Origin of the sequence: Motilimonas thetidivivens, assembly GCF_046452435.1 — a bacterium.
Classification (GTDB): Bacteria; Pseudomonadota; Gammaproteobacteria; order Enterobacterales; family CBDFNC01; genus Motilimonas.
This window is the reverse complement of record NZ_JBKFDK010000001.1, coordinates 177,701-203,594: the sequence shown is the minus strand read 5'-3', so window position 1 is coordinate 203,594 and position 25,894 is coordinate 177,701. Positions and strand designations below refer to the sequence as shown.

Genomic DNA, 25,894 nt, shown 5'->3' with positions numbered 1-25,894 from the left:
TGCTTACTGTACACTTTTATTTACACTGTTAAGTGACTCTGTAACTACTAACTTGAGTAATTCTTTTGACCTATTTTCCATGCTATCGCCTACTCTTTTCTGCATTTTAGTCATTTTTTCTGCATATTTAGAGTTACGTTTTTCGTAGAAAATTGAGTTTAACTCTGCCACTGAAAAGTACTCAAGATATGAGTTAGCCAAATTATCATTCCATTTTCCCTGATGAATTTTCACTTTTTTGAAAAGTTCTTTTTCTAAGCGAGTTGAGGCTTCATTTTCACCAAGATTTTTGGCAAGCAACCGAAACGTTTGCGTATTCTTGGAAACTTTAAAACTTAGACTAAATAGATTATCGCCAAGTTTCATTTTCTCCACAAATTCTACAGCGGTGATTTCAGGTTGATGCTTTGAACAAGCTACTAGAATCATTAAGAGTGTGCAAATAATAACATTCTTGAACATAGCACGATTTCCTTCAGCACCATCGTGGTAGAGCGACCCATTAGGGAAAGCTGTGACACCCACCTAAATGATTAGACAATTATACATTGGATGTCCCGCTATACGTTTTACATTAGGCCGTTTACGCATGTCAATCATCTCGCTCCTAACACGAAAAAAATGGAACAGGTTTTGTCACCCCAGTAAAGAAAAAGCGAACTAGGGTTAACTGGATTTGCAAAGGCGAAGCGCTTGCTCGCCAGATTTGGCAATAATTACACGTTTTTTGCTTGCCAGTGCTTTGAGCTTGTCCATGATTACGGGTTTCGAGTTATTCGGGTACTCCCAGAGGAACTTGATGAACTCGATATCGAACCGTTCATCACAACCTTGGGCTAAATCAGGGCGATCACGGCTTAATAATATTCTCTTTAGCGCTCGATAAATACAGGTATATCGGTTTACATCCAAAAATATCACTGTATCACAAGCCTCAAACCTTATATCAAGGGTGCTTTGGTAATTTCCATCTATAATCCAATGCTCGCTTTCACAAAGACCTTGTTGAATTTTGAGCCAATCATCTTTTGGCGTTTTAACCCAATTTGGTTTCCAATATAGCTGATCGAGATGATAAACAGGCAAATTCAATTCTTTACCTAATAACGCTGAAAATGTCGATTTCCCTGAACCGCCAGAGCCAATGACTGCAATCCTTTTCATCGTACTCACCATCAATCCTGTTAAAAGTAATAGAACATCCACCTATATGCTTGGTCACATTGGTTTTAACATTGCGGCGCTGTTCAAGCAAAATAACAAGAACACCTTTTTTGTCAATTCTACCGCCTTGAAAAGCGTTCAAACGAGAACTATACAGCAACGCTCCATTGACACTTCAGCATTAGCTATTGATTCTAAATTCGGTTTTTTAGTTGAATTTTTCCACTGACCTACATTTAGGGAAAGAGGAGCAACCCCAAAACGGTTTACCCTTATTTTCGCCACGCTTTGTTTCACGCACAACCATTACAGAGCCACAACGTGAACATTGCTTTCTGTTTTCTTTTGAAGCGACCATCTCTTTTACGTGTTGTATGTGCCTTAGATCTGTAACCACACCTTTCTTTAGCTTAACTTCATTGATGGCTTCGATAACTTGACCGTACTCCGCCTCTGAAAATACAGGCTGTATGAACTGTTTTATGTAATCCAAACAACCTCGTGCGTGAGTAACATTGTTAGGCATATCCGTTTTAAACGTACTATCACCAATAAAAACGATGACAGAGTGCAACTTAGATGAATCTAAGCCCAATAATGATTCAAGGGTTTTGACGTGTTTGTAATTTTGATGAAGAGGATTCTGAAATTTAGAAGTATGGCGATAGATTTTTTGAGTCCAGTATTTTTGACTTTTTGAGCCAAAGATCCAACCTTTCATGTTTTTCGTTTCAACAATGAAAATACCAAACTTAGACACAACAACGTGGTCGATTTGTGTTGTGCCACCTTCTGTGGGTAAGGTTACATCCTTTATCAACTTGTAATCTGACTCGGGCAACTGTGACAGCAGTTTGTTTACCAAAAACTCGCCAAACATACCTTTAAACCATCGACTCTTGAATATCGAAACGAGAAGTAGCAAAGGTAGAAAGTACCAAACTTGAGCTAAAGCACCTGAGAGTAATCCAAATATATCCACGTAACTTCCTTATTCAACTAACGCTCGGCTTTCGCACAAACAACCAGTGCGAGGTTTGAGTCAAAATTGGCGCTCGCGGCATGGGCACAAATAGTGAGCACTTGGAGCCGTTTGTTGAACGAAGCCACTTCGCAGCGGAGTTTAGTTGTTCTTTCATACTCAAGTTACTCCTCACTTTGATGGAGCTTACTGAAGTAAAGTCATGTACACCCACGAACAACAACGCTTTGAAATCCTTTACCAACAAAATCTTACAAACTTAAGCTTGCAAGGCAAGCAGCATGCGACCATTGACGAAGAAAAATAGTGCAGCCATCTAAATAGCCCTATAGCTCGCTACGGGCGGGCTCAGTTTGTAGTTCCATTTGAAACTTTAGTTTTAACTCATTCCCACGATCTTGGAATGTACCTACAATTCTCATGCCCGTCTTCAAATTCACAAGTTGCATGGGCAGGTTGTCATTTGAAGTGACTGTTTCGAGAAAGCGATAGCCTTTTCCCCTAAGTGTCTCTTGTAAAGCCAAAGCTAATTTCTTTGCTATTCCTTGTGATCGATAGTCTGTATGAACACCCCCGATCCAACTTTCAAAATACCCTAGCCTAGGGCTAAAGCCAATCTTACAGCCTACGAGTAGATCATTTTCGTATGCATAAACACAAATAATACCAACCCTGTTTCTAAGGGAGTGCTCTAAAACTTTTTCGTTGAAATCACCAAAACTTCGAAATAGCGCCTCAATCCCCTTTAGCTGATCGGGGTAACCTTCGACAATTTCAAGTTTCATTAAAACTCCTAAACTTAACGCCAAAATTTGGGGCGAGCGCAAGCGAGAACATGGCCCGCAGTGACGCTATTTACGGGACAGCCCAACATTGCACTATTCAACTGATTCTAAAATTATTTTTCCATCACGAAAGCTAGACAGCTCACAAGCTTTAGTTAACTCATCAGGTGATGCATTAGAGCCACTAAACTGAAGCACAACTTTCTTTCCTACCAATTTTTCCCTTAACTTCCATGCAGCCATAATTGTTGAACTTCCTGCGCCTTCTACTAAATTTTTTGTGTGATGAGCCGCTAAAGCGATACCTTGTAGAATTTCTTGCTCTGAAAGAAGGATAAAGTCATCTAATTTGTCACGATAAATGTTAAAAGTAGTGTCATAAGCTGTTCCAGTAGCAAAGCCACCTGCAAAGGTTTGATTACTGCTTTCAACAATTTTCTTACTGCACCATGACTGATAAGCAGCTGACGATAGCTCTGCTTGAACAGCGTAAATGCTAATTTGAGGTGATATTGATTTTAAAACACTAATCCCTGAAGCGACTTCACTACCACCACCTAAGGGTAAAATTACAGTATCAACGTCTGGAATCTCTTCAATGATTTCAAGAAACTCTGTACCAACGCCATTTACTACAAGGGGTTCATTAGCAGGGTGAACGTAGTAATAGCCTTTCGTTTCATTAATATCAGCCACAACCTTAGCCGCTTCATCGAAGTTTTCACCAGCTTCAATGACTTCAGCACCCGCGCGTTTTATTAACTCAATTTTTACAGGGTTAGAGCCAACTGGCACTACTACAATTGCCGGTATATCAAATAGTTTTGCTGACGTGGCAACAGATAAGCCGTGATTACCTGTTGAGAAGGTAACAACACCGTTCACTTTAGCTTTTTTGAGGTGTGACATAATGTTTATACCACCTCTGATTTTAAAACTTCCCGTGATATTTTGATTCTCATGCTTCACGTAAACCTCACAACCAAGTAATCGGGATAAACTATCATACTTAATTAGAGGGGATGGTTTCATGTAAGCTGAAACCACCTTTTTAGCCTTATATATCTCGTGAAGTGAAATGGGGTATTCCTTTAAATTTTCCACTGTGTCTCCATGTAATTTAACGCCGCGCTCAGCGGAAGACAAAATGGCGCTTGTTTTGCGGATTTTTGCAAAACGAGTGACACTTTTGGCTGTAGGTTGCAGCGCCTTGTTCAATTCTCACTCTTCGGTGTAAACCACTCTCCTCTTTGGGCGACCAAAATTAAGTGATTTACTGTTATTGGATGAGCCTTGATACTTCTCATCCTTTCTTTGTTTATTGCGCTCCAAATAAAACCTGCGCACTCAGGATAAAAGAAATATGAGAAATCTGTGTCTTTCCAATTTATCTCAAACTCTTTATCCATGTCTTCTAACAATTCCCACAGATCATCGCCAGTAACGCCAAGGTCTTTTTCTAACCTAGCATCATCGTAAATCCTTTCTGGCTTAATGCCGCCGTGATAGGAAATCAATTCGATTATCTTGTTACGCATGCTCTCTCTCAAGGAATTGAACGCCCACATTAAGCGGACTAAAATTATTGGTTGGAATGTGGAGCGAAGCTAACCTAACCAACTGTTTTAGTTGTATTTAAATTGACTAGCATGTAACGATTTTTATAAGTAAAAAGGCATAAATGGTTTTAAAATAAATACCATAACAAAGCTAATTGTAAATAATGCTAGTACAACACCAGCATACCCAAATACAATACATGTTCTTTCAACATATTTATAATCACGTAACCAATGCTGAAGAAGTATGCCAATTAAAGCATGAAATACTGCACACCAAAATAAACTCGTTACCAGGTATTTATTAATGAACTGAACGCCCACGACATATTCGATTAAATAAGGCTTAGAAAGAACATCATATTTAGATAGTATTCCACTGTATACATCAAAAGCATTCGTTATATAAGTTCCGATCCATAACGCAAATAAGAGTGCAAAACTTCCAATTAACAGATAATTTATATGTAATAGCGATTTAACTGAATTCATGAAATTACCACCGTTTCATAACGCTTTAGAATTTATACGGGATCATGGAATGACATAATATAATGAAATTCATCAACCCCATCTAAACGAAGCCCTTTACTGATAAACTCACAAGGCTTATCACTTTGCTTCAAACCATGCCCCATGTAGCCAAAGTTTACAGTTTCATTTTCTGTAAATGCATTCTCCAAATATGCCACCGATTTTTGCGTATCGGTAGATGCTGGATGGCTAGAATGAACAAATGGTAACCAAGAGTACCAAGGTACTCTCTTATACTTTACCTGTACTTTTAGTACATCACAGATTTCATTAAACTTACGATCATTCACAAATTCAATTGTAAAATCGGCTCTGGCTCCGCTCCCATAAAATTCATTAATACGAACTTCACTGTAGTCTCCTCCAGCAAAGCACAAAGTTGGAAACAATAATAGAATTAGAATGCGAACCATATACACCTTACTTCTAACGCCCATATAATAAGCAAGCAAACCGCTCGCCTATACTTGCCGAAGGCACCAAAATGGCGAGCGGTTTGACTGTCCACTTGATGTGATTGTTAAGTTTTCCAGTTTTCAATTGCTTCATCAAAATAATCATCATAGCATCCGTAAACAAGGTGTTCATCACGAAAGTTGAGTCCTTTTAGTAGCAAAAATGTCCTGTATATGTAGTTCCTCTGCTCATAGCCCAAAAGAGAAAAGCGTTCATGGTCTACTGGGTCACCTATGACTAAAGTAAACAAATTAAAGAATGGCTCATCAGCTTTGTCATTAAGCCCCAGCAATGCAAATTCAATAAGTTTAGGCATATAGTAAGCAATAGCTTCAGCGCCTAGAGCACTCAACGGCCCCCAACAAATATGCCCTAGGTGATTCATTTCTAGATCATCAAGCATTACACCAGTCAAACTTTTCTCGTATTCCAGATACTCAAAATCGCCCTGGTGATCTATGCACTGCTCTGGCTTTTCATAGCATGAGAATAACTCGTAGCCTTGTTTAATAAATTTGTCTAAAGGATTCATTGTTTGATACTTAACGTCCTTGAACACCGACAAAATTGAACGCCAGTGAAATTTTTTCCATAGCGCGGAACGCGCGGGTGCTTCACCTTGTTAGGTGATCAATGCCTGTAAACTTCAATAATTTCCGGATTCTGTGCATCCATAAACATAAAAGATCTTCCATAGAGTGCTTTCATGCCAAATTCGTCAAATACATTATTACCAGATGGTGTAATTAGAACCTCATCGGTCGCAAGACCCTTCAAATGTAGTTTTCGGATCTCTTCCATGTGCCCAGCGACAAACTCTTCTAAAACAACATTGAATGCAGGATGGTTATATTGAACGACCAAATTTCCATCCTTCATCGGTGTTGGATTCATATCAGGATGATAATTGTAAATATCGGAGAGTACTTTCAATGCGAATTCATGCGCTTCTTGAACGCTAAGGTTGTCAGGGATAATTACTATCGTGCCGTGTTTAAATTGAACCAGGTCTTTCTGATTGTTTGTATAAAAAACCATCTTCTCCAATAGTGCTTCTGGACTAGAAAAGAAGTCTGGCTGCCACTCAGGAACCGGAGGGAATTGTTTTTCAGCAAAACTCACTGTTGTGCTTACTCCAATTATTAGTACTAACCAAAGTCTCAAAATCAATTTATACACCTAACGCCCGCCAGCAGCGGCCGAGCTTGCGAGGTCCAGTGAGCGCAGCGAACGTTGCTGCCTGGAATTGTTAAGGGTTATTGCCAGCATATGCTACAAACCTCCAGCCATTTTTTCCTTTATAAGCATGCACATACTGCTTAGATTGACCACCACCGGGAAATTTACATATCTCAACAAAGCGAACGACGTTATTCTTTAGTGTTTCTTTGTCTTTAAGAACACATTCAACGCCAGAGAAATCAGGCAAGCCATTTTTCATTTCAGTTTGAAAGCCGAGCTTTAACACTTTCTCTGTTTCAAGCATTATTTCCGGGTCGCTCAAATATTCCTTGTTAACATCAGCGATCATTAAATAGGCTTCAGCGTGAAAATCTCGGGCTTCCATCGCTTTCTGCATATCCTGATTGGCGTATGCTGCCTCCAGTGACTTAATTGCACTTTCCGGGCTGCTAAAGTCACCTGCAGTAGCGCTAATGGAAGCAAATAATAGTAGATATAGTAAACGATTCATCTTAACCCTTAACAGTGTATTATACGGTTTTCTTGGTAAACCCACACGTTACCGCCTAGGCCAACCCCATTAAAATAATTACTAATCAACAACTTAACCTCATTAATTAACGGCTAACTCTGATCCCAGAGGAAAACAAACCGAGACTAAAAATTACCGAGGCCTAATTTGGCCCCCGTAAATCGGTGAGCAGATGTTTTTTGTGATTATATATCAATGAATTAATAACTCGATGTGAACAAAGCGAGACTTTTGCAATTATTTACCGCGCCAACACTTGGTAAAACCAGCCAAACGCCATGACACCTGTATAAAAACACAAGCACGGAGGTAGTCGTTAGTTCATGGCTAGCTCAGCCTTGATTATATTGAGCAACGCTTGATTAAAGCCCTGTGTAGCTTAAGCATATTGCAAGTTGTTAGCCTACAAACAGCTAACAAAACTGACTTTCAAGAATGAAAGCCCCCGTTACAAGAGCATAGGAATCGTTATATTGGGATTAAGCGCTCTATAAGGCTTGACCAGTTTTAAGGGTTATTAGCTGACCACGTCAATTAAGCGCCAAGGCATTAAAGTCATTGTGATATTTCATTATTTTCGCGCTTAAATGCTGGCGCTGTGTTGGCGTTAGGCTTTGTCCTAACTCGACTAAAAACTGGTGGTAAACCTTTACGTTATAGCTATGTTGCTGTTGCAATGGCTGGCCGCGCAAGGGTTCTGGTTTTAATAATAATTGTGTGAGCCGGGCTTGTAGTACATCACTATTACCCGCCGAACTAAAGGCGTTTTTAAGCTCGTTTTGATAGCGAGCGCGATATTGAAGCCAAAGCAGTCGATTATCAAAATAGTCTTGATTGGCTTGGCTCACTAATAACTTTTGCTGTGGGCTTAGCTTACCAACCCATTCACTTATTCCCTCAAGGCGCTCATCCAGCATAACCTGCAGCTGTTTATCCTTGGCGGCTGATTGCAGTTTAACTATTTCGTCGGTTCGCTCGTGGTTCTTTTTCGTCAATGCAGCAAACAGTTGATCAACCTGCTGCTGGCTTAGCATGGGGGCCATCGCGACGAGTTCGGGGACGGCCTTTTGCTTTAGCCGCTGCCAATGATCAATAAATGCTTGGTGATGATATTCAATGCGCGCCAGTGTTAATGGGCCTTTGTTTACATCCTTGATGAGTTCATCTAGGTGGCTTTGATAGCGTGGCAGCTCGTTATAGCGGTGCCATAGTTGAAATGCGTAAAGTTTTTGATCAAAAACCTTTCTTTGCTCGCTAGTCAGCTCTACATAATCATCTAGATACCAGTAAACCAGCCAGCTTAGGTTGTTGTAGGTAAATTGGGTGGAGCAGCCAACGAGAAATAAAGCCAAGATTAGGCTGATGAGATAACGGGTGACTTTGCGCCCTTTTGGCTCCATTAGTTAACGTCCTTCAAACTTATCACTGTTATTATCTACGTGATAAGTTTGAGTTTCGTTCATTTGTGCAGCCAAAGGCAAGTCAAATGCGATATTTTGCGGCTTTACACCGCATCACTAAACTTTTATTAACCTCAATTCGGGTTAATACAGCCAGCTAAGAAATCGTATGAATAAGTAGCAAAACTTCGTTTTTAGGGATGAAAACGCAGAGCGTATAAGGACATATTCACTGCGTTTTTGCGGATTATTGATACGATTTAGCTAATTCAAAGCTCAGGTTATATTAGTTTAGGTGTGTTTCCCAACGTTATAGAAACTAGGATTTGCGCGGCTTTTTATTAAAACCGGCATAGGGATTATTATCACTCCCTTGTTGGTCGTTCCTGTTGGCGTCGTTTCTTTTTGAATCCTTTCTTTTTGTATCCTTTCTAGGGGGATGACTGGGTTTATTACGTTGGCCATGATGGCTATGCGGCCCTTCCCCTTCTGATATTGCTTGCTGGCGTTTGGCTGAGTTAACACCTCGGGTCGAAAATTTACGCTGGCCCAGTTTCACTTGGCCTTGTTTGAGGGCTTTTTGTTGCTGCTGCTTCGACACCTGAGTAGACGCTTGCTCGGCATTACTAGAATCGGCCAGCATGCCCGTAATTTGTTGCATTTCTTGTTCGGTTAGCTCGCGCCACTGACCCTTGTGAAGTTTATCTAAGGTTACACTCATGATGCGAATGCGTTTTAACTTAGTTACGTTGTAGCCTAAGTATTCACACATTCTTCTAATTTGTTGGTTAAGGCCTTGAGTCAAAATGATGTTAAACACAAACTGACTTTTTCTTTGTACCTTACAGCGCTGAGTAATGGTGCCTAATATGGGCACGCCTTGCGCCATGCGACGCAAAAATTCATCGGTGATCGGCTTGTCCACCGTCACGACATATTCTTTTTCGTGCTGGTTGCCGGCACGTAATATTTTATTAACGATATCGCCGTCACTGGTTAAAAAGATCAAGCCCTCAGATGGCTTATCTAAACGGCCAATTGGAAAGATACGCAGCGGATGATTAATCGCATCGACAATATTGCCATGAACATGGCGCTCGGTCGTACAGGTAATGCCAACGGGTTTGTGGTAAGCCAAATAGACCGCTTTTTGCTTCGCTTTAACAGGCTTGCCATTCACTAACACGGTATCTTGGCTGGTGACTTTCACACCAACTCCAGCAACTTGTCCGTTCACCTGCACTTGACCGGTTTCAATCAAGCGGTCGGCTTCTCGGCGCGAGCAAAAACCAGTTTCACTGATGTATTTATTTAACCGTTTTGGCTCGTTTTCTGGCTGGCTCATGCGTTTGTCCCACAAAAAAAGGCAAATTTTAGGGTGATTATGTCAGTACTGCAATTAAAAGCTTAAAACAAATCCGGATACTTACGGCGATAGCGCGCAAGCATGGTCTCGTTTCCCAATACCCCGCCTTGATGTAAATACATGATTGGCTCGCCTTGGCGATGCTCCGCGAGCCATGGCATGATGGTTAACCAAGCGATGGGATCGTAAAGTAGCTCAAACTCAACTTGAGTTTGTTGTAATAATAATTGCCAAATTTCAATGCATTGGCGATAAAGCTTACCAAAGTGATACTTTTTAGTCGGCGTCACTATCTGTGGAAAATCGGCCTCATCAGTGGATAAAGAGCGAAATTGTTGCACTAGGTAATCGACCGAGCCAACACAAGGGCAAGTAAACACCTCAATGTTCACGTCGCCCTGCGAGGATAAACGCTCACGCAAAGATTGCTGTAAAAACAAGGCAGTGGTGCCTGTACCCGAAGGCAATACCAGATTTAATTGGCATAGGTTTTGCTGTTTAGCCCATAGATAGATTTCATCAGCCAATTGAGCGACGCCATACTTGGCCTCTGCCATGCGCCCTCCTTCGCTGATCAATACGCTGTCTGGCTCGTTTTGCTTAAGCATTGCACGCAGATAGGGCTCAATTTGCTCGCCCTTAATTTCAGCGGGTAAACATTTTATCTTCGCCCCTAAGGCCAGCGCATGCTGATAATTACCACTGGGATTGGCCACTAACAAGCTAGGTAAATGTTGTACATAGAAATCCAGCTGCGCCTGTTTAAGCTTGGCAAGCGCGGCAAGGCTCAGCAAAGAATTAGCCTGCGCCGAGCCATAACCCACGATTTTACCGCCTTGCAGCTGTTCGCCCTGCAAAAAGTAAGCAAACTTACGCGCTTTATTCCCCGAGAAGTAAGTATCAAGTAAATCGTCGCGTTTAAGCCAAAGTTCAAGCCCATTTACCTGTATCGATTGAACAGGGCTAGTTTGAAATGGCAGTGGGCTTATCGACATGCCGGAGAGCGGTTAGCTTGTTGACCTTTGGCTTGCCATTCTGCTGGGGTAAAGGTGTGTAAGGCTAAGGCGTGGATCTGATTAGCTAACTCATCGGCTAATAATTCATTAACCGCGCGGTGGCGGGCAATTAAGCGCATGCCTTCAAACGCCGCTGAGACGAGCACAACTCTAAAATGGCTTTCTGCCCCATGATCTGAGCGATGTTTATGGCTTTCGTTTTCCACTTCGATTAATTCAGGCGTAAAGGCCGTTTGTAGTTTTTGAGTAATTTGTTCTTGGATCATAAGGTTGTTTTCTCACTGAATTGCACTGAACTATGGTGTGCTAGTTTACCCTGCTGCTATGTCGTAAACCAGTTCATTAAATGAGTGCCTTAAAGCCAGCGCCTTACCTTGGCGCAATACGCCTGATACTGCTGACCAAACAAACGCGTTAGCACTTGCTCTTCAGGGATGATTTGAAACAAGTTCATGTAAATCACAAACAAAGGAGCGCAGATAAACGCAGCAAGGGATCCTAAGTAACTCGTCCACGCTAACAAACAAAACAGTAGCCCTAGATACATAGGATTACGGCTATAACGGTAAATACCCGAGGTGACTAAGGTGGTCGCTTGTTCAGGGTTAACCGGGTTGACTGTGGTTTTAAAGCGGCGAAATAAGCCTACGCCCGACAAACCAAACACTAAACCCAATAACACCAATACGATGACCAGAGGTAAAACAGCTTGAGTGGGGATAAACGAGCCCGGTAACCAAACGGCCACCAGCTTGGCCAGTACCATAGCGACAACAAATACGCCTACTGGCAGCACTTTTAACGATAAGGACATGGTCATACCTCCGTTTACCTGACATTGTTTAAACCTATCATAGCTTGCCTTGGCCTTGCTATAGCGCATTTTTCTAGCAGCTTAAAGTAAGGTGCTCTCAGAGTGTCCGCTATCAACCTAGCTGTTATCTAGTTATTATCTAGTCGCTAACGAGTAGTTATTTTTTTTGCAACATTAACTTATTAATATTTATTGGTTTATTGAATTTACTTCAAGACAAATAGCTCGGGCTCAGTTTGACTATTGGGGCACCAAAGTAGTATAAATGGCGCCATTTTTACCACTCGGCTAAATTCTATCCACTTCTCCTATTCACTTAAGCGATTAACTTAAGCTTAGGTTAGGTGTTTTTTGGCATTGAGGGGTGTTGGACGTTAAAGCTTGGAAGGAAGTAACATGAAAGTTGGCATCATCATGGGGTCAAAATCAGATTGGCCGACAATGCAACATGCAGCGGCTATGCTAGATCAATTTGGTATCGCTTATGAAACCAAAGTAGTTTCGGCTCACCGTACACCTCAGCTATTAGCTGATTACGCTGGCGCAGCTGCAAGTCGTGGCTTAAAAGTCATTATCGCAGGTGCTGGCGGCGCAGCCCATTTACCGGGTATGGCGGCTGCATTTACTAGCCTTCCGGTATTAGGTGTGCCCGTTAAGTCAAAGGCGCTAAATGGCGTCGATTCACTACTTTCTATCGCGCAAATGCCAAAAGGCGTCGCGGTGGGCACTCTGGCTATTGGCGATCCTGGTGCAGCCAACGCAGGTTTACTTGCGGCGCAAATTCTGGCAACCAGCGATGACGAACTGATGGCCAAAATTGACAGTTTCAGAAAAGCGCAAACCGATACCGTATTGGCTAACCCTGATCCATCAGAGGACTAATATGAAAGTCTTAGTGCTTGGCTCAGGCCAACTTGCTCGTATGATGTGCTTGGCTGCCGAGCCACTCAACATACGCATTATTGCCTATGATGTTAACCAAGACCGCATAGTGCACCCTATTACGCAACAGCCAGAAGCGCTGAGCTATCAGCAAGCTATCGAGTTAGTTGATGTTATTACTGCTGAGTTTGAGCATATTCCCGCCCCTGTTCTCGCCCTTGCCCAGCAAAGCGGTAAGCTCAAACCTGGTGCCAATGCAATTCAAGCAGGTGGCGATCGCCGTCTTGAAAAGGCATTGCTCGATCAAGCCAGTGTGAGTAACGCTAAATACCACGTGGTAACAGACCAAGCCAGCTTTGAAGCGGCTATTGCTAAATTGGGCTTACCCATCGTATTTAAAACCGCAAAAGACGGTTATGACGGAAAAGGCCAATGGCGTTTAAAAGAAGCGGCTCAAGCGGGTGTGATTTGGCAGCAAATGGCATCGGTTTTAGCCAGTAGCGATGCCTCGCAAGCGATTGTGGCTGAGCAGTTTATTCCATTCCAACGCGAAGTTTCGATGATCGGTGCTCGTAATGCCAATGGTGAGGTTAAAACTTACCCACTAACAGAAAACCACCATGAAAATGGGGTACTGAGTGTTTCGTTGGCGTTGGGTGAAAGTGACGTTTTACAGCAGCAGGCTGATCAAATGTTTACGGCTATCGCCGAGGCGCTGGATTATGTTGGCGTGTTGGCCGTGGAGTTCTTTGATCTTGATGGCAAGCTGCTGGTTAATGAAATCGCCCCACGTGTACATAACTCGGGTCATTGGACTCAGCAAGGCTGTTATTCAAGTCAGTTTGAAAACCATATTCGCGCGGTGTGTAATCTGCCATTAGGTGACACAGAATTGATCCGTCCAAGCTTGATGGTTAATTTACTCGGCGAAGCCCAAGTAGATGATCAAGTGTTGGCTATTCCTAGTGTTGCTATCCATTGGTACAACAAAGAGAATAAACCCGGCCGCAAGATGGGACATATCAACGTGAGTGCTCATGACAAACAAGCCCTAAAGCAAAAACTGCTGGATTTACAGCAATTGCTACCAAGCAGTACCCATCAAGGGATCAGTGCTGTTTTAACTAAGTTCGATTAAGCACAACTTCATTTTTAAACACCAAAACCAGCTTGGGTCGACACCTTAGCTGGTTTTTTTATTTTTCTAAGAAAAATACGGTGTCATATCAAAGTAAATAAATAAACTAGTTATAAAATTACAACGATTAGTAAGCAGTCGATTTGTAATTATCGGGCTCAACAAATACTTTAACCGTGCGCCATTTAGGCATTCTAATGCTGATTTTAGCCACCATAATTTTGCATTTTTGTAACAAAAAAACAATTTAATGGCCAATAAAACCCGTATTAACCCGATATATGTAGCAAAATTACAGTATTTCTGAAATTTTTTTAGACTCGTATCATAGTTTTGTGAGATAAGATACGAATGAAGCCAACAATTTCAGTATAGTGACCCAATAATATCAAGGCTTATTCTGCATTTCGTATAAGCCCAATAAGCGAGCATCAGGTAATAAAGAGCAATGAATACACTCGAAAAAATCCAAAAAAGCCTCGACAGCTTCAGTAAATCTGAACGCAAAGTGGCAGAAGTTATTTTAGCTTCCCCGCAAACCGCCATTCATTCCAGTATTGCTGCTTTAGCAAAAATGGCCGATGTCAGTGAGCCAACGGTGAATCGCTTTTGTCGCCGCCTTGATACTAAGGGCTTTCCCGATTTTAAATTGCATCTGGCGCAAAGTTTGGCCAATGGCACGCCCTATGTAAATCGCCACGTTGATGAAGACGATGGCCCTGATGCTTACACGGCAAAAATTTTTGAATCTTCGATGGCTTGCTTAGATGCCGCGAAAAGCTCGCTAGATACACAAACAGTAAACAAAGCGGTTGATGTATTGACCCAAGCTAATAAGATTTCGTTCTTTGGCTTAGGTGCTTCCTCTTCTGTTGCCCATGATGCCCTAAACAAGTTTTTCCGCTTTAACATTCCGGTGCAATGTTTTGACGATATCTTAATGCAACGTATGAGCTGTATTAACAGCGGCGAAGGCGATGTGATCGTATTAATTTCACATACCGGTCGTACCAAGTCCTTGGTGGAGATAGCGACCCTAGCCCGTGAAAATGATGCCACCGTTATCAGCTTAACCGCAAAAGATTCACCTTTAGCACGTGAGTCAAACTTAGTGCTATCAATGGATGTACCCGAAGACACCGACATCTATATGCCTATGGCTTCACGTTTAGCCCAGCTAGTGTTGGTTGATGTGCTTGCAACTGGCTTTACTTTGCGCCGCGGCATTAAATTCAGAGAGAATTTAAAGAAAGTAAAAGAGAGTATTAAAGACTCTCGCTTTGAAAAACCAAATTATTAATCAAGGGCTCTGACGAGCCCTTTTTTTTCGTTTTAATTTGTCATCGGCTTTGCACAGCCACAAAAATATACGGAGTTAAACATGACGAGACGTACCAAAATTGTCACTACCCTAGGTCCTGCAACAGACAGAGATAATAACCTAGAGAAAATTATCGTTGCCGGCGCCAATGTTGTGCGTATGAATTTTTCCCATGGCAGCCCAGAAGATCATGTTAAGCGTGCTCAAGAAGTACGTGACATCGCCAAAAAGCACAACCGCGAAGTGGCTATTTTAGGTGATTTACAAGGCCCTAAAATCCGTATATCGACGTTTAAAGACAAAAAAATCCAGCTTGCCGTGGGCGATAAGTTCTGTCTCGACAGTGACTTTCCAAAAGGTGAAGGTAACCAAGAAAAAGTCGGCTTAGATTACAAAGAGCTACCGAAAGATGTGATTGCGGGTGATATCCTGTTACTTGATGATGGTCGAGTACAACTTCAGGTCGAGCGCGTTGAAGGTAACTGCGTTCATACCGAGGTGATCATTGGCGGCCCATTATCAAACAACAAAGGCATCAACAAAAAAGGCGGCGGCCTAAGCGCGGCGGCGCTGACTCCAAAAGATAAAGAAGACATTAAAACCGCAGCCTTGATTGATGTAGATTACTTAGCCGTTTCATTCCCTCGCAACGGCGAAGATATGCGCTATGCCAGAGAGCTAGCTAAAGAAGCCGGTTGTAATGCCAAATTAGTGGCCAAGGTTGAGCGCGCTGAAGCTGTGGCCACCGACGAAGCGTTAGAAGACATCATCATGGCATCGGATGCGGTTATGGTAGCCCGTGGTGACTTAGGGGTAGAAATTGGCGATGCGAATCTGGTTGGTGTTCAGAAGAAGATGATCCGCCTAACCCGTAAGCTTAATCGTGTGGTGATCACAGCAACCCAAATGATGGAGTCAATGATTAGTGCACCAATGCCAACGCGTGCAGAAGTCATGGACGTCGCCAATGCCGTACTTGATGGTACCGATGCGGTGATGCTATCTGGTGAAACGGCCGCAGGTGATTACCCTGTAGAAACCGTAAAAGCCATGGTTGAGGTTTGTTTAGGCGCTGAGAAACACCCAAGTATCAATGTTTCTAAGCACCGCATGAACTACACCTTTACCTCGGTTGATGAAACCATTGCGATGTCGACCATGTATGCGGCTAACCACATGAAAGGCGTGAAAGCTATCGTGGCATTAACCGAATCTGGCTCAACGCCAAGATTAATGTCACGTATCAGCTCGGGCCTACCTATTTATGCCCTTTCTCGCAATCAAAAGACCTTGAGCCTATGTGCTTTATATCGCGGTGTTACCCCAATTAACTTCTGCAGTGGTGAAACGACAGATAGCCTTCAAATTACTCAACTTGCCATTGAGCACTTAAAAGAACAGGGTCGCTTAAGTAAAGGTGATCAAGTGCTTTTCACTCATGGTGATCGTTACAATAGCGGTAATACTAATACTTGTAAGATCTTAACGGTCGAGTAACCTTGCCTAACATCAATTAGATTAAAAGCCCTCGTTGAGGGCTTTTTTGTCTGGTTTAAAGCTTATCAAATACGTCAACCGCAACGGCTTTGTCGGTCAGCTCAATGGCTTTAATTAATTGAGCTTGCTCCGTATCTGTCAATATGCCCTGTGCGACGGCTTGTTCAATTTGTCCGATTAGGGAATCCGCGTTTAACTGGCCTTGCTTGATCGCACTAAACAACTTCTGCTCGGCTGCTAATGCGGCTAATCGCGCCTTAAAACTGCGCTCCACAATGGCGGTCGCATCATCTTCGCCATCACCGATGAAACACAAGTGGGTGATAGCATCACGTAGCTCACAATCAGACATCATAATTTGGCTGATCTGATTGGCTAGCTTATCGGTTGGCAATTGATACCTTACCCCCCAAGGAAACAGCAAAGTTTTCAATACTCGCGCGACAATGGGCTGAGTAAAATTAACAAAGAAGCCATTAAAAGCCTGACCTATCTGATAGAGGTTATATTGCAAATTGTAGTGCACAAATGGCTTGTCACTGTCAGGCTCACCCCGTTCGTGGAACCACTTTAACGTTGCCGATGCCAGATAAAGATGACTGAGCACATCACCTAAGCGCGCCGACAGCAGCTCTCTGCGTTTTAGATCGCCGCCTAGCATGAGCATAGAAACATCTGCAGTTAAGGCAAGCGCGCGACTCATTCGGCTTAATTGGCGATAATAACCCGCCATTTCCCCCGCTTCTGGGGCTTTAATCAAACGACCTGAAGTGAGACCTTGTAATGTTCCCATCAGCACATTTGAGCAGGCAAAACCGATGTGCTTTATTAGTTCCTGATCAAAACAAGCCAGACCTTGCACAGGATCTGGGTTATCCGCTGCTGCCAGCTCTTTTAGCACATACGGGTGACAGCGCGTTGCCCCTTGGCCAAAAATCATCAAGCTGCGGGTTAAAATGTTAGCTCCCTCAACGGTGATCGCAATGGGAATTCCTAAATAGGCATGGCCTAAATAATTTTGTGGGCCCAATTGAATGGCTTTGCCGGCGTGAATATCCATGGCATCACTGAGTAAGGTACGTCCCATCTCTGTCATATGATATTTGGCGATGGCAGTAATAATGGCAGGCCGCTCACCTAAGTCCAGCGCGGTTGTTGTCAATACTCGACTGGCTTCAAGCTGATAGGTAAATGCGCCAATCCGTGCCATGGTGCCCTGCACACCTTCAAATTTGCCTATGGGTAAACCAAATTGCTTGCGCACAAAAGCATAGGCTCCCGTCATTCTGGTAGATAAATGGCCACACGCTGCACCTAGGGCTGGTAATGAAATGCCCCGTCCAGCGGACAAACATTCAACCAACATACGCCAGCCCTTGCCAGCGTATTCTTGGCCGCCAATAACCCAATCCATAGGAATAAATACATCGTTACCTTGGGTCGTCCCATTTTGAAAGGCGAGTCCCATTGGGTAGTGACGTTTACCGATGATCACTCCGGGATGTGATGTTGGGATCAAGGCGCAAGTAATGCCTAGCGCTTGTTTTTCACCTATTAACCCATCTGGATCATACAGCTTGAAAGCAAGCCCAAGTACGCTGGCCACCGGAGCTAGGGTAATGTAACGTTTGTCCCACGTCAGACGAATACCTAACACCGATTCGCCGTTGTAGTCGCCATAACAAACTATGCCTTTATCGGGAATACTGCCCGCATCTGAGCCTGAATTTGGGCCTGTTAATGCAAAGCATGGCACTTCTTCGCCTTTTGCTAATCTGGGTAGCCAATATTGCTTTTGCGCTAACGTACCATAATGACTAAGTAACTCCCCCGGCCCTAATGAGTTGGGCACCATGACGGTCACGGCCACCGACAAACTGCGTGTTGCAATGCGACTGACAATGGTGGAGTTGGCAAATGCAGAAAACCCTTTACCGCCGTAAGCAGGGTCAATAATTAAGGCAAAAAAGCCCTGCTCACGTAAATATTGCCAAACGGCTTCGGGTAAGCGGTGATCGTGTTGCACGATTTGATAATCATCAACCATGGCCAACAAAGTGTTGACTTGGTTATCCAAAAATTCTTGCTCGGCTTGCGTTAGTTTGGTCAGCCGATAACCATGTAGTTTTTGCCAGTCCGGCTTGCCGGCAAATAATTCACCATCCCACCATACTGTACCCGCTTTCATCGCTTCTTGTTCGGTTGCCGAAAGCGGCGGTAGAATTTGCTTAAAATAACCAAAAATGGGTCCGCTAATGAGTTTTAAACGCACAGGTTTGACGTAAAACACCACCAAGATACAACCACAGATAACGAGTAACAGTTCCATACAGCCCCCTCAAACAGCCTATAAAGCTATGGGTACGCATCCTTTGCGGTCGCGTATTAAGGTCAATTAGAAAACTAAGTATGATTACGATCTGGCCATATACTTGGCTCAAAACATATCTTAGCCAATTGAGTTAAAAGTGAATTATTAGAAGCGGGACAGATTCTCTGCCACCTGAACCAAGTATAGGTGGCAGAAAATCAAATCAGCAAATTTAGTGAGAGCTTAGTGAGTGAGTTGTGACGAGTTGAGCCAAGCTTTGGATAAATGGTTATCTAAGCCGGCTGAATGAGGCGCGCTATGCTGACAAAGCATTTCTGGTGTGACTAATAAAATACCTTTGTCTGATACGCAGTATTTTTTGGCATCTTCGACGGGGTCATAACCAATCACTGTACCCGATGGCACTTGGCAACCTTCGGCCAAAATAGCCCCTCGGATCTTACAATCTCGGCCGATAGTAACCGACGGCAGTACAATACATGCTTCGATATTACTGCGTTTTTCTACCCTAACGCGAGAGAACAGCAATGAGTTTTTCACTCGCGCACCGGAAATAATACAACCTGCCGAAACCACTGAATCTAACGCTTCACCGCGACAACCATCGTCATCAAAAACGAATTTAGCCCCCGGTAACTGCTCTTGGCAGGTGTAAATAGGCCAGCGTTCGTCATATAAATTCAGCTCAGGACTGACGCTCACTAGGTCCATGTTTGCTTGGTAATACTCATCTAAGTTACCCACGTCTTTCCAGTAATGCTGGATACCGTCGGATACCGAGTTAAACACATAGGCGTAAACATTATGATGCTTGATTGCTTCGGGGATGATGTTGTAGCCAAAATCATGATCCGATTGCGGCTCCTCTGCATCAGCTATCAGCATTCTTTCCAGTACATCAATATCAAATATGTAAATACCCATTGAACATAAGGCATGATTGTCATCACCGGGAATACGAGAGGGAGAGGCAGGTTTTTCTTCAAATGCGGTAATGCGTTGCGCTTCGTTTATTTCACAAACCCCAAATGATTTGGCGCGTTCAACATCAGCGCATATTGTGGCGACCGTTAACTCCGCACCACGGCGAACGTGCTCAGCTAACATCAAGCTGTAATCCATTTTGTAGATATGGTCGCCGCCCAAAATCAATACATGCTTGCAGCCTTGGCGTCTTAGTAAATCCAAGTTTTGAAATACCGCATCCGCTGTGCCTTTGTACCAGTCATCCCCTTTTTGCTGCTGAGCGGGTACGATGCCGACATATTCTCCTAACTCCCAGCGCATATGTCCCCAGGCACGCTGAATATGAAACACTAAATCGCATGCCTTATATTGGGTGAGTACATCAACACGACGAATGCCTGAGTTAACGCAGTTTGAGAGGGTGAAATCAATAATCCGGTATTTGCCACCAAAGGGAATGCCAGGCTTGGCTCGATTATGGGTAAGATGCTTTAGTCGCTTACCTTTTCCACCCGCTAAAATAATCGCTACGGTATCTCTTAATTGGGCGCTTGCAGCATAAGTTGCATTAAACATGTGTTAACTTCTCCTAACTATATGACAGCAAAATAATGGGAATGAATATTATTTTATGCGTCTACTAGGTATGGGAAAGGAGTGCAATTCTGTCAAATTTAAAAGTAACATTTTTGTCATTAATCGCATTTATTTTGATGCTAGTCAACTTGGCAAAATTGAGGCCAAGCTGGCAACTAGATAGATTAAGGGCTCGCGCTATAAAGCAATTAAATCAGTGGATTAGGTTGAAAAATTAGAGACTAGCAAAGCTTGAAAATTTTTAGATAACTGCTTAGCACGCCATCTTCAAATTCAACTGCCGAGTGCATTCCGGACTCTTCATTACCAACAATATCAAACTCATATAGGTGTTTATCAGCCTTGATGCTGACCCTCACTACGCCATTATCTAAATGCCATTTACCGCTTAATGTGGCGCGATCAAACAGGGCAATATCTCGAAGCGTACCGTTGCCATAAAAGTGCATTTCGGTGGTATAACCACTGGGGTTGGTTTTGACCCAAACCGTGTTAATGATTTCTTCTGTAGTTATCGGGCGTTTGCTTTGTAACCAAAGTACGTATTCCCCTTTAGTGGTAACAAACGTTTTCAGATCTTCGTCAAAAGGTGAGCGTGTGTTCCAAAACGGCGATGTATGGCCCTCAACCTCTCGAGAATACAGCAATATTTTTTTATCCAGCTCAGACCATTGTTGACTTAACATGGAGCTCTCTCTATGCCATTCGTTGTCACGCCCACACTTGATAAGATATGAGCAACTTATATTTCCTGTTAAAAAGAATAGAAAAAGTGGCAAAAAATGCCGTTACACAGAGAAAATCTGCGAGCTAAAGCAATAAAAAAGCAGCCCTAATGGCTGCTTTTTCGATCAATATCCAATTTTGACTTTATTCAGCCTTTTTTGCTGTCGGTCGTTTCTTGGTTTGCTCTTCAACCCATTTACCATCGACGTATTTCGCTATCCAACCTGTCGGTTTTTTATCGACTTCTGTCATCACATATTGCTCTTTGGTTTTACGGCTATATCTCACAACCGCATCTAAACCTTCGGGATCCTGCTGCGGGGCATGGGTTAGATATTCAAATTTAGGTGATAGTCTGTCTTTGAATCGAACCAACTCAGAAACCAATGGCGCTCTGGTTTCACGCGATTTAGGGAAGGTACTGGCCGCAAGGAAGATACCCGATGCACCATCACGCAAAATAAAGTAAGCATCACTGTTAGCACAAGGCAATTCAGGTAGATGAACCGGATCTTCTTTTGGTGGTGCAACTTCACCATTTTTAAGTATTTTACGGGTGTTCTTACATTCTTCGTTAGTACATCCCATGTATTTACCAAAGCGGCCATTTTTTAGCTGCATGTCATGACCACAGCGATCACATTCAACCACGGGACCATCATAGCCTTTGATCTTGAACTTGCCTTGCTCTACTTCATAACCATCACACGCAGGATTATTACCACACACATGCAGTTTGCGCGTTTCATCAATCAGGTAGCTGTCCATGGCTGTGCCACACTTGCCACAGCGACGTTTGGCCATGAGCGCTTCGGTTTCGGCATTTTCCCCTTCAGGAACCGCTTCTTCACCCGGGGTTAAGTTAATGGTTGTCTTACAGCGCTCTTTTGGCGGTAAATTGTAACCAGAACAACCCAAGAACACACCTGTGCTTGCGGTTCTGATGCCCATTTCACGGCCACAAGTTGGACATTGGATATCCGTCACCACCATTTCATTAGGTGGCATGCCCCCTTCTTCTTCAGGCAATTCAGCGGTAATTAACTTGTCTTTAAAATCAAGATAGAAAGAGTTAAGCAGCTGCTTCCAGTTCTCTTCACCGTTGGCCACGCGGTCTAGTTCCGCTTCCATTTCAGCGGTAAAGTCATAGCTCATTAATTTTTCAAAGCTACCGACCAAACGATCGGCGACAATTTCACCCATCTTTTCGGCGTAGAAGCGTCGATTCTCGACCTTGACATAACCTCGGTCTTGAATTGTTGAAATAATACTGGCGTAGGTTGAAGGTCGACCTATGCCTCTTTTTTCAAGCTCTTTTACCAAAGATGCTTCACTGTATCTCGCAGGGGGTTTAGTAAAGTGTTGCTGAGGATCCAGTTTCACTAAATCAAGTACATCACCTTTGACTAAATCCGGTAAATGAATGTCTTCACTGTTTTTACGCACGGCCGTTTGCACACGAGTCCAACCGTCAAAACGCAAAATACGCCCTTTAGCTTTTAAGTGATAATCACCCGCTGCCACGGTTAAGGTTGAAGAGTCATACTTAGCTGGAACCATCTGACAAGATACAAACTGACGCCAAATAAGCTCGTATAGGCGCTGTGCGTCACGGTCAAGCCCTTGAATATCATTTTGCGACACATTTACATCTGAAGGGCGGATCGCCTCGTGAGCCTCTTGTGCGCCTTCTTTGCTGCCGTATTTATTTGGCTGCTCAGGTAAATACTTTTTACCATAATGATCCAGGATGTAATCACGGGCTGAAGCCACCGCATCTTGGCTCAAATTGGTCGAGTCGGTACGCATATAGGTAATGTAGCCCGACTCATATAAGCGTTGCGCCAACATCATGGTTTTTTTCACACCAAAACCAAGACGAGTACTGGCTGCCTGTTGCAATGTTGACGTAATAAAAGGCGCCGAAGGCTTACTGGTGGTAGGCCTGTCTTCACGGCTGTATAAGCTATATTCACTGCCCTTTAGTGCATTAACTGCCGCCATCGCTTGGGCTTCGTTGGTCGGTTTAAAGGCGTTACCTTCAAACTTAGTCACTTCCATGCGCAGCGCATCACCCTTAGGTGTGGTTAAATCGGCATGAACGTCCCAAAACTCTTCGGGGTTAAAGGCTTTAATTTCCCTTTCTTTGTCAACAACCAAACGCACTGCAACCGACTGTACCCGCCCGGCCGATAATCCTCTGGCGACTTTTTTCCAAAGCAGTGGCGAAGCCATATAGCCAACAACACGGTCTAGGAAGCGACGCGTTTGCTGTGCGTTAACGCGGTCAATATTGAGTTCAGTCGGCTCACTAAAGGCATCTTGAATGGCCGATTTGGTAATTTCATTGAACACAACACGCTGGTATCTGTCATCATCACCGCCAAGAACTTCGCGTAGATGCCACGCGATTGCTTCTCCTTCGCGGTCCAAATCCGTTGCCAGATAAACCATGTCGGCTTTTTCAGCTAAGGCCTTGAGTTCGTTTACGACTTTTTCTTTGCCTGGCAATATTTCATAGTGAGCTTGCCAATCGTTGTCGGGGTCTACCCCCATACGCGAAACAAGCGCAGCGTGGTCTTTTACCTTTTTGATTTTTGCCTTTTCTTCAGCAGACAAACCTTTTGTAGTGGTTTTAGCCTTAGAGGTCGTTTTATTTGCACTGCCACTGGTTGGCAGATCTCGGATATGCCCGACGCTCGACTTAACAACAAAATCCTTCCCTAGGTATTTGTTGATTGTTTTCGCTTTGGCTGGTGATTCTACAATTACTAGCGATTTGCCCATAAATTCCGCTTTACTCTGGTAATAGTGATTAACTGTCTGGATCCCCGTTAGGTATCCTGCGCTGCGCTATCTTTATTATTAAATAATCTGATGTTTGATTGCTAACTCAGCTGAAAAATTGGCCGTCATTAAGACTAAACCTAGTTGCACCGGATTGTAGCCGCGAGTTAACGCAATGCAACCCTATAAATATGAAAATGCGTTGGAATGCTGCTTTCTGTCAAGAAAAAAATACTTTTTATTTTTTCAATCACTTCGCCAACTCGCTCCCAAACAGGGTGAAATTGCACTAAATTTACATCAAGATGAGGGCAAATTTTGCACTTTTCTAGTGCATTTAATCTATCACTAAACAGGCTGATTTTAACCGCATGAGTAGCCAATGTGATTAGCATCATTTGGCGTTAATCACTCGCCATTTTCTGGTTAACGTTGAACCATCAAAGCGCCCGACTAAGGGGAATTAGACCACCGCGTTCAATCAAAATACCAAGGGGTAAAATATGGAATCAGTAGAAGTGAATTTTGACGGCTTGATTGGTCCGAGCCACAACTTCGCCGGCTTAGCCTTTGGTAATTTAGCGTCCACCCGATTCGCTCATCGCCCTTCAAGTCCGAAACAAGGTGCCTTGCAAGGCCTAGAGAAAATGAAGCTGCTACATCAACTTGGTGTACCACAAGGCATCTTACCTCCGTTGCGCCGGCCTGACTTTAATACACTGAAACAATTAGGCTTTAGTGGTACTCACAAGGACATTATTGAGCAAGCCGCAGCAACTGACATGGCATTGCTAGCCAGTTGTTACTCCGCCTCAAGCATGTGGACGGCGAATGCTGCCACAGTAACCCCCAGCGTCGATAGCCAAGACAATCGGGTACACTTCACCGCAGCCAACCTGATCAGCCAGTTTCATCGCTCAATTGAACCTCCTGCGACGACCAAGATGCTAAAAGCAGTGTTCGGCGATCCTCGTTATTTTTGCCATCATCCTAGTTTACCAGCTCACCCAGATTGGGCCGATGAAGGGGCGGCCAATCACACTCGCTTGTGCCACAATAATCGCGACAAAGGCATCAGCATCTTTGTTTATGGTAAGGCAAAGCAAAGCAAGGTTATGCCAACCACTTTCCCCGCTCGCCAAAGCTTAGAAGCCTGTCAGGCCATCGCTCGAAGCCATGGTTTAGCGCCCAATCACACCCTGTTTTTGCAGCAAGCCCCCGAGGCTATCGATCAAGGCGTTTTTCACAATGACGTTATCTGTGTCGGTCATCAGCAGGTTTTGTTTTATCATCAAGACGCATTCTATGATGAAGCTGAGCTGGTTGAATTTATTGCCCAGCACACTCAAACCCAGCCATACCATCTTATTCGAGTCGAAACAGGCCAAGTCAGCCTAAAAAATGCTGTGTCTAGCTACCTGTTTAATAGTCAAATTGTTATCAATCAGGCGGGGGAGTATGTCTTGATTGCACCACACAATTGCGCAATTAACGAACAAGTTAATCATTACATTAATCAGCTAATAAAAGACGCCAGCAACCCAATCAATCAAGTTCATTTTGTCAACTTAGATCAAAGTATGAATAATGGTGGTGGGCCAGCTTGTCTTAGACTTAGAGTTAGGCTAACCCCAGAAGAAATTCAAGCAACCAACCCTAACTGCATGTTTAATGAAGATAAATATCTAGAATTAAAAGCATGCATTGAGCAGTATTACCCTGATGAGTTAACTGAGGCTAAGTTAAAAGATCCACGGCTATTATCACAACTCGATTTAGCTTATACCCAAATAGGGAAAATCCTCGGCGTTGCTGAGCTCTATGACCATTAATATGACCATTAAACTGTCGAAATAGG

General features: G+C 43.3%; 26 protein-coding genes. 5 read left to right on the top strand and 21 right to left on the bottom strand.

Annotation, left to right across the window (positions count from 1 at the left end):
- Positions 1 to 3: 3 nt before the first annotated feature.
- The 16 genes from ACK8OT_RS01000 to ACK8OT_RS00925 all read right to left on the bottom strand — a co-directional run bounded on the left by ACK8OT_RS01000 (position 4) and on the right by ACK8OT_RS00925 (position 11,790).
- Entirely contained in the window at positions 4 to 462 is a 459-nt protein-coding gene (locus ACK8OT_RS01000) for a hypothetical protein (RefSeq protein ID WP_410194647.1), read from the bottom strand.
- Between the two features lie 204 nt (positions 463 to 666).
- Positions 667 to 1,164, bottom strand: coding sequence for a DNA topology modulation protein (locus ACK8OT_RS00995; protein ID WP_410194646.1), 498 nt, complete (start codon positions 1,162 to 1,164; stop codon positions 667 to 669).
- Between the two features lie 208 nt (positions 1,165 to 1,372).
- A complete protein-coding gene (locus ACK8OT_RS00990; RefSeq protein WP_410194645.1) occupies positions 1,373 to 2,146 on the bottom strand; it encodes an NERD domain-containing protein in 774 nt (257 codons plus the stop codon).
- 326 nt (positions 2,147 to 2,472) lie between these two features.
- The gene (locus ACK8OT_RS00985; protein WP_410194644.1) at positions 2,473 to 2,931 is read right to left on the bottom strand and encodes a GNAT family N-acetyltransferase; all 459 of its coding nucleotides are present in this window, start codon (positions 2,929 to 2,931) and stop codon (positions 2,473 to 2,475) included.
- 93 nt (positions 2,932 to 3,024) lie between these two features.
- Positions 3,025 to 4,149 carry a threonine ammonia-lyase gene (locus ACK8OT_RS00980; RefSeq protein ID WP_410194643.1) on the bottom strand — a complete coding sequence of 375 codons (1,125 nt, stop codon included), beginning with the start codon at positions 4,147 to 4,149 and terminating at the stop codon, positions 3,025 to 3,027.
- Positions 4,146 to 4,469 (bottom strand): DUF1493 family protein, encoded by a 324-nt coding sequence (locus ACK8OT_RS00975; RefSeq protein WP_410194642.1) that lies wholly within the window; start codon positions 4,467 to 4,469, stop codon positions 4,146 to 4,148. Before ACK8OT_RS00975 ends, ACK8OT_RS00980 begins: the two co-directional genes overlap by 4 nt.
- A gap of 123 nt (positions 4,470 to 4,592) precedes the next feature.
- A complete protein-coding gene (locus ACK8OT_RS00970) occupies positions 4,593 to 4,982 on the bottom strand; it encodes a hypothetical protein (RefSeq protein ID WP_410194641.1) in 390 nt (129 codons plus the stop codon).
- A 32-nt stretch (positions 4,983 to 5,014) separates the two neighbouring features.
- A complete protein-coding gene (locus tag ACK8OT_RS00965) occupies positions 5,015 to 5,437 on the bottom strand; it encodes a hypothetical protein (RefSeq protein WP_410194640.1) in 423 nt (140 codons plus the stop codon).
- A gap of 107 nt (positions 5,438 to 5,544) precedes the next feature.
- Positions 5,545 to 6,012, bottom strand: a complete 468-nt coding sequence (locus ACK8OT_RS00960) for a hypothetical protein (protein ID WP_410194639.1) — start codon at positions 6,010 to 6,012, stop codon at positions 5,545 to 5,547.
- A gap of 98 nt (positions 6,013 to 6,110) precedes the next feature.
- Positions 6,111 to 6,602, bottom strand: a complete 492-nt coding sequence (locus ACK8OT_RS00955; RefSeq protein WP_410194638.1) for a hypothetical protein — start codon at positions 6,600 to 6,602, stop codon at positions 6,111 to 6,113.
- Between the two features lie 127 nt (positions 6,603 to 6,729).
- Positions 6,730 to 7,173 (bottom strand): hypothetical protein, encoded by a 444-nt coding sequence (locus tag ACK8OT_RS00950; protein ID WP_410194637.1) that lies wholly within the window; start codon positions 7,171 to 7,173, stop codon positions 6,730 to 6,732.
- Positions 7,174 to 7,724: 551 nt separating this feature from the next.
- Positions 7,725 to 8,594, bottom strand: coding sequence for a DUF6279 family lipoprotein (locus ACK8OT_RS00945; protein WP_410194636.1), 870 nt, complete (start codon positions 8,592 to 8,594; stop codon positions 7,725 to 7,727).
- A gap of 319 nt (positions 8,595 to 8,913) precedes the next feature.
- A complete protein-coding gene (rluF, locus tag ACK8OT_RS00940; protein ID WP_410194635.1) occupies positions 8,914 to 9,939 on the bottom strand; it encodes a 23S rRNA pseudouridine(2604) synthase RluF in 1,026 nt (341 codons plus the stop codon).
- A 62-nt stretch (positions 9,940 to 10,001) separates the two neighbouring features.
- Positions 10,002 to 10,955, bottom strand: coding sequence for a 1-aminocyclopropane-1-carboxylate deaminase/D-cysteine desulfhydrase (locus ACK8OT_RS00935; RefSeq protein ID WP_410194634.1), 954 nt, complete (start codon positions 10,953 to 10,955; stop codon positions 10,002 to 10,004).
- Positions 10,946 to 11,242, bottom strand: a complete 297-nt coding sequence (locus ACK8OT_RS00930; protein WP_410194633.1) for a BolA family protein — start codon at positions 11,240 to 11,242, stop codon at positions 10,946 to 10,948. The genes ACK8OT_RS00935 and ACK8OT_RS00930 overlap by 10 nt, the downstream gene beginning before the upstream one ends.
- 89 nt (positions 11,243 to 11,331) lie before the next feature.
- A complete protein-coding gene (locus ACK8OT_RS00925) occupies positions 11,332 to 11,790 on the bottom strand; it encodes a methyltransferase family protein (protein ID WP_410194632.1) in 459 nt (152 codons plus the stop codon).
- Positions 11,791 to 12,186: 396 nt separating this feature from the next.
- Here ACK8OT_RS00925 and purE point away from each other — a divergent pair, with 396 nt between their 5' ends.
- The 4 genes from purE (at position 12,187) to pyk (ending at position 16,628) form a co-directional block, all read left to right on the top strand.
- Positions 12,187 to 12,672: a 5-(carboxyamino)imidazole ribonucleotide mutase gene (gene purE / locus ACK8OT_RS00920; protein ID WP_410194631.1), complete on the top strand. Its 486-nt coding sequence runs from the start codon at positions 12,187 to 12,189 to the stop codon at positions 12,670 to 12,672.
- Between the two features lies 1 nt (position 12,673).
- Entirely contained in the window at positions 12,674 to 13,810 is a 1,137-nt protein-coding gene (locus ACK8OT_RS00915) for a 5-(carboxyamino)imidazole ribonucleotide synthase (protein ID WP_410194630.1), read from the top strand.
- Between the two features lie 448 nt (positions 13,811 to 14,258).
- On the top strand, positions 14,259 to 15,110 hold the full coding sequence (locus tag ACK8OT_RS00910) for a MurR/RpiR family transcriptional regulator (protein WP_410194629.1): 852 nt from the start codon (positions 14,259 to 14,261) through the stop codon (positions 15,108 to 15,110).
- 81 nt (positions 15,111 to 15,191) lie between these two features.
- Positions 15,192 to 16,628, top strand: a complete 1,437-nt coding sequence (gene pyk / locus ACK8OT_RS00905) for a pyruvate kinase (protein WP_410194628.1) — start codon at positions 15,192 to 15,194, stop codon at positions 16,626 to 16,628.
- Positions 16,629 to 16,683: 55 nt separating this feature from the next.
- Here pyk and ACK8OT_RS00900 read toward each other — a convergent pair whose 3' ends face one another.
- The 5 genes from ACK8OT_RS00900 to ACK8OT_RS00880 all read right to left on the bottom strand — a co-directional run bounded on the left by ACK8OT_RS00900 (position 16,684) and on the right by ACK8OT_RS00880 (position 24,434).
- Positions 16,684 to 18,957 carry an acyl-CoA dehydrogenase gene (locus ACK8OT_RS00900; RefSeq protein ID WP_410194627.1) on the bottom strand — a complete coding sequence of 758 codons (2,274 nt, stop codon included), beginning with the start codon at positions 18,955 to 18,957 and terminating at the stop codon, positions 16,684 to 16,686.
- 225 nt (positions 18,958 to 19,182) lie between these two features.
- Positions 19,183 to 20,502 (bottom strand): glucose-1-phosphate adenylyltransferase, encoded by a 1,320-nt coding sequence (gene glgC / locus ACK8OT_RS00895; RefSeq protein WP_410194626.1) that lies wholly within the window; start codon positions 20,500 to 20,502, stop codon positions 19,183 to 19,185.
- 242 nt (positions 20,503 to 20,744) lie between these two features.
- Entirely contained in the window at positions 20,745 to 21,209 is a 465-nt protein-coding gene (locus ACK8OT_RS00890; protein ID WP_410194625.1) for a hypothetical protein, read from the bottom strand.
- Between the two features lie 184 nt (positions 21,210 to 21,393).
- On the bottom strand, positions 21,394 to 24,036 hold the full coding sequence (gene topA, locus ACK8OT_RS00885; protein WP_410194624.1) for a type I DNA topoisomerase: 2,643 nt from the start codon (positions 24,034 to 24,036) through the stop codon (positions 21,394 to 21,396).
- A gap of 167 nt (positions 24,037 to 24,203) precedes the next feature.
- On the bottom strand, positions 24,204 to 24,434 hold the full coding sequence (locus ACK8OT_RS00880; RefSeq protein ID WP_410194623.1) for a hypothetical protein: 231 nt from the start codon (positions 24,432 to 24,434) through the stop codon (positions 24,204 to 24,206).
- Between the two features lie 105 nt (positions 24,435 to 24,539).
- Between ACK8OT_RS00880 and astB the strand changes: the two genes are divergently transcribed.
- Complete coding sequence (gene astB, locus ACK8OT_RS00875; protein ID WP_410194622.1) at positions 24,540 to 25,868, top strand: N-succinylarginine dihydrolase; 1,329 nt, start codon at positions 24,540 to 24,542, stop codon at positions 25,866 to 25,868.
- Positions 25,869 to 25,894: the final 26 nt, after the last annotated feature.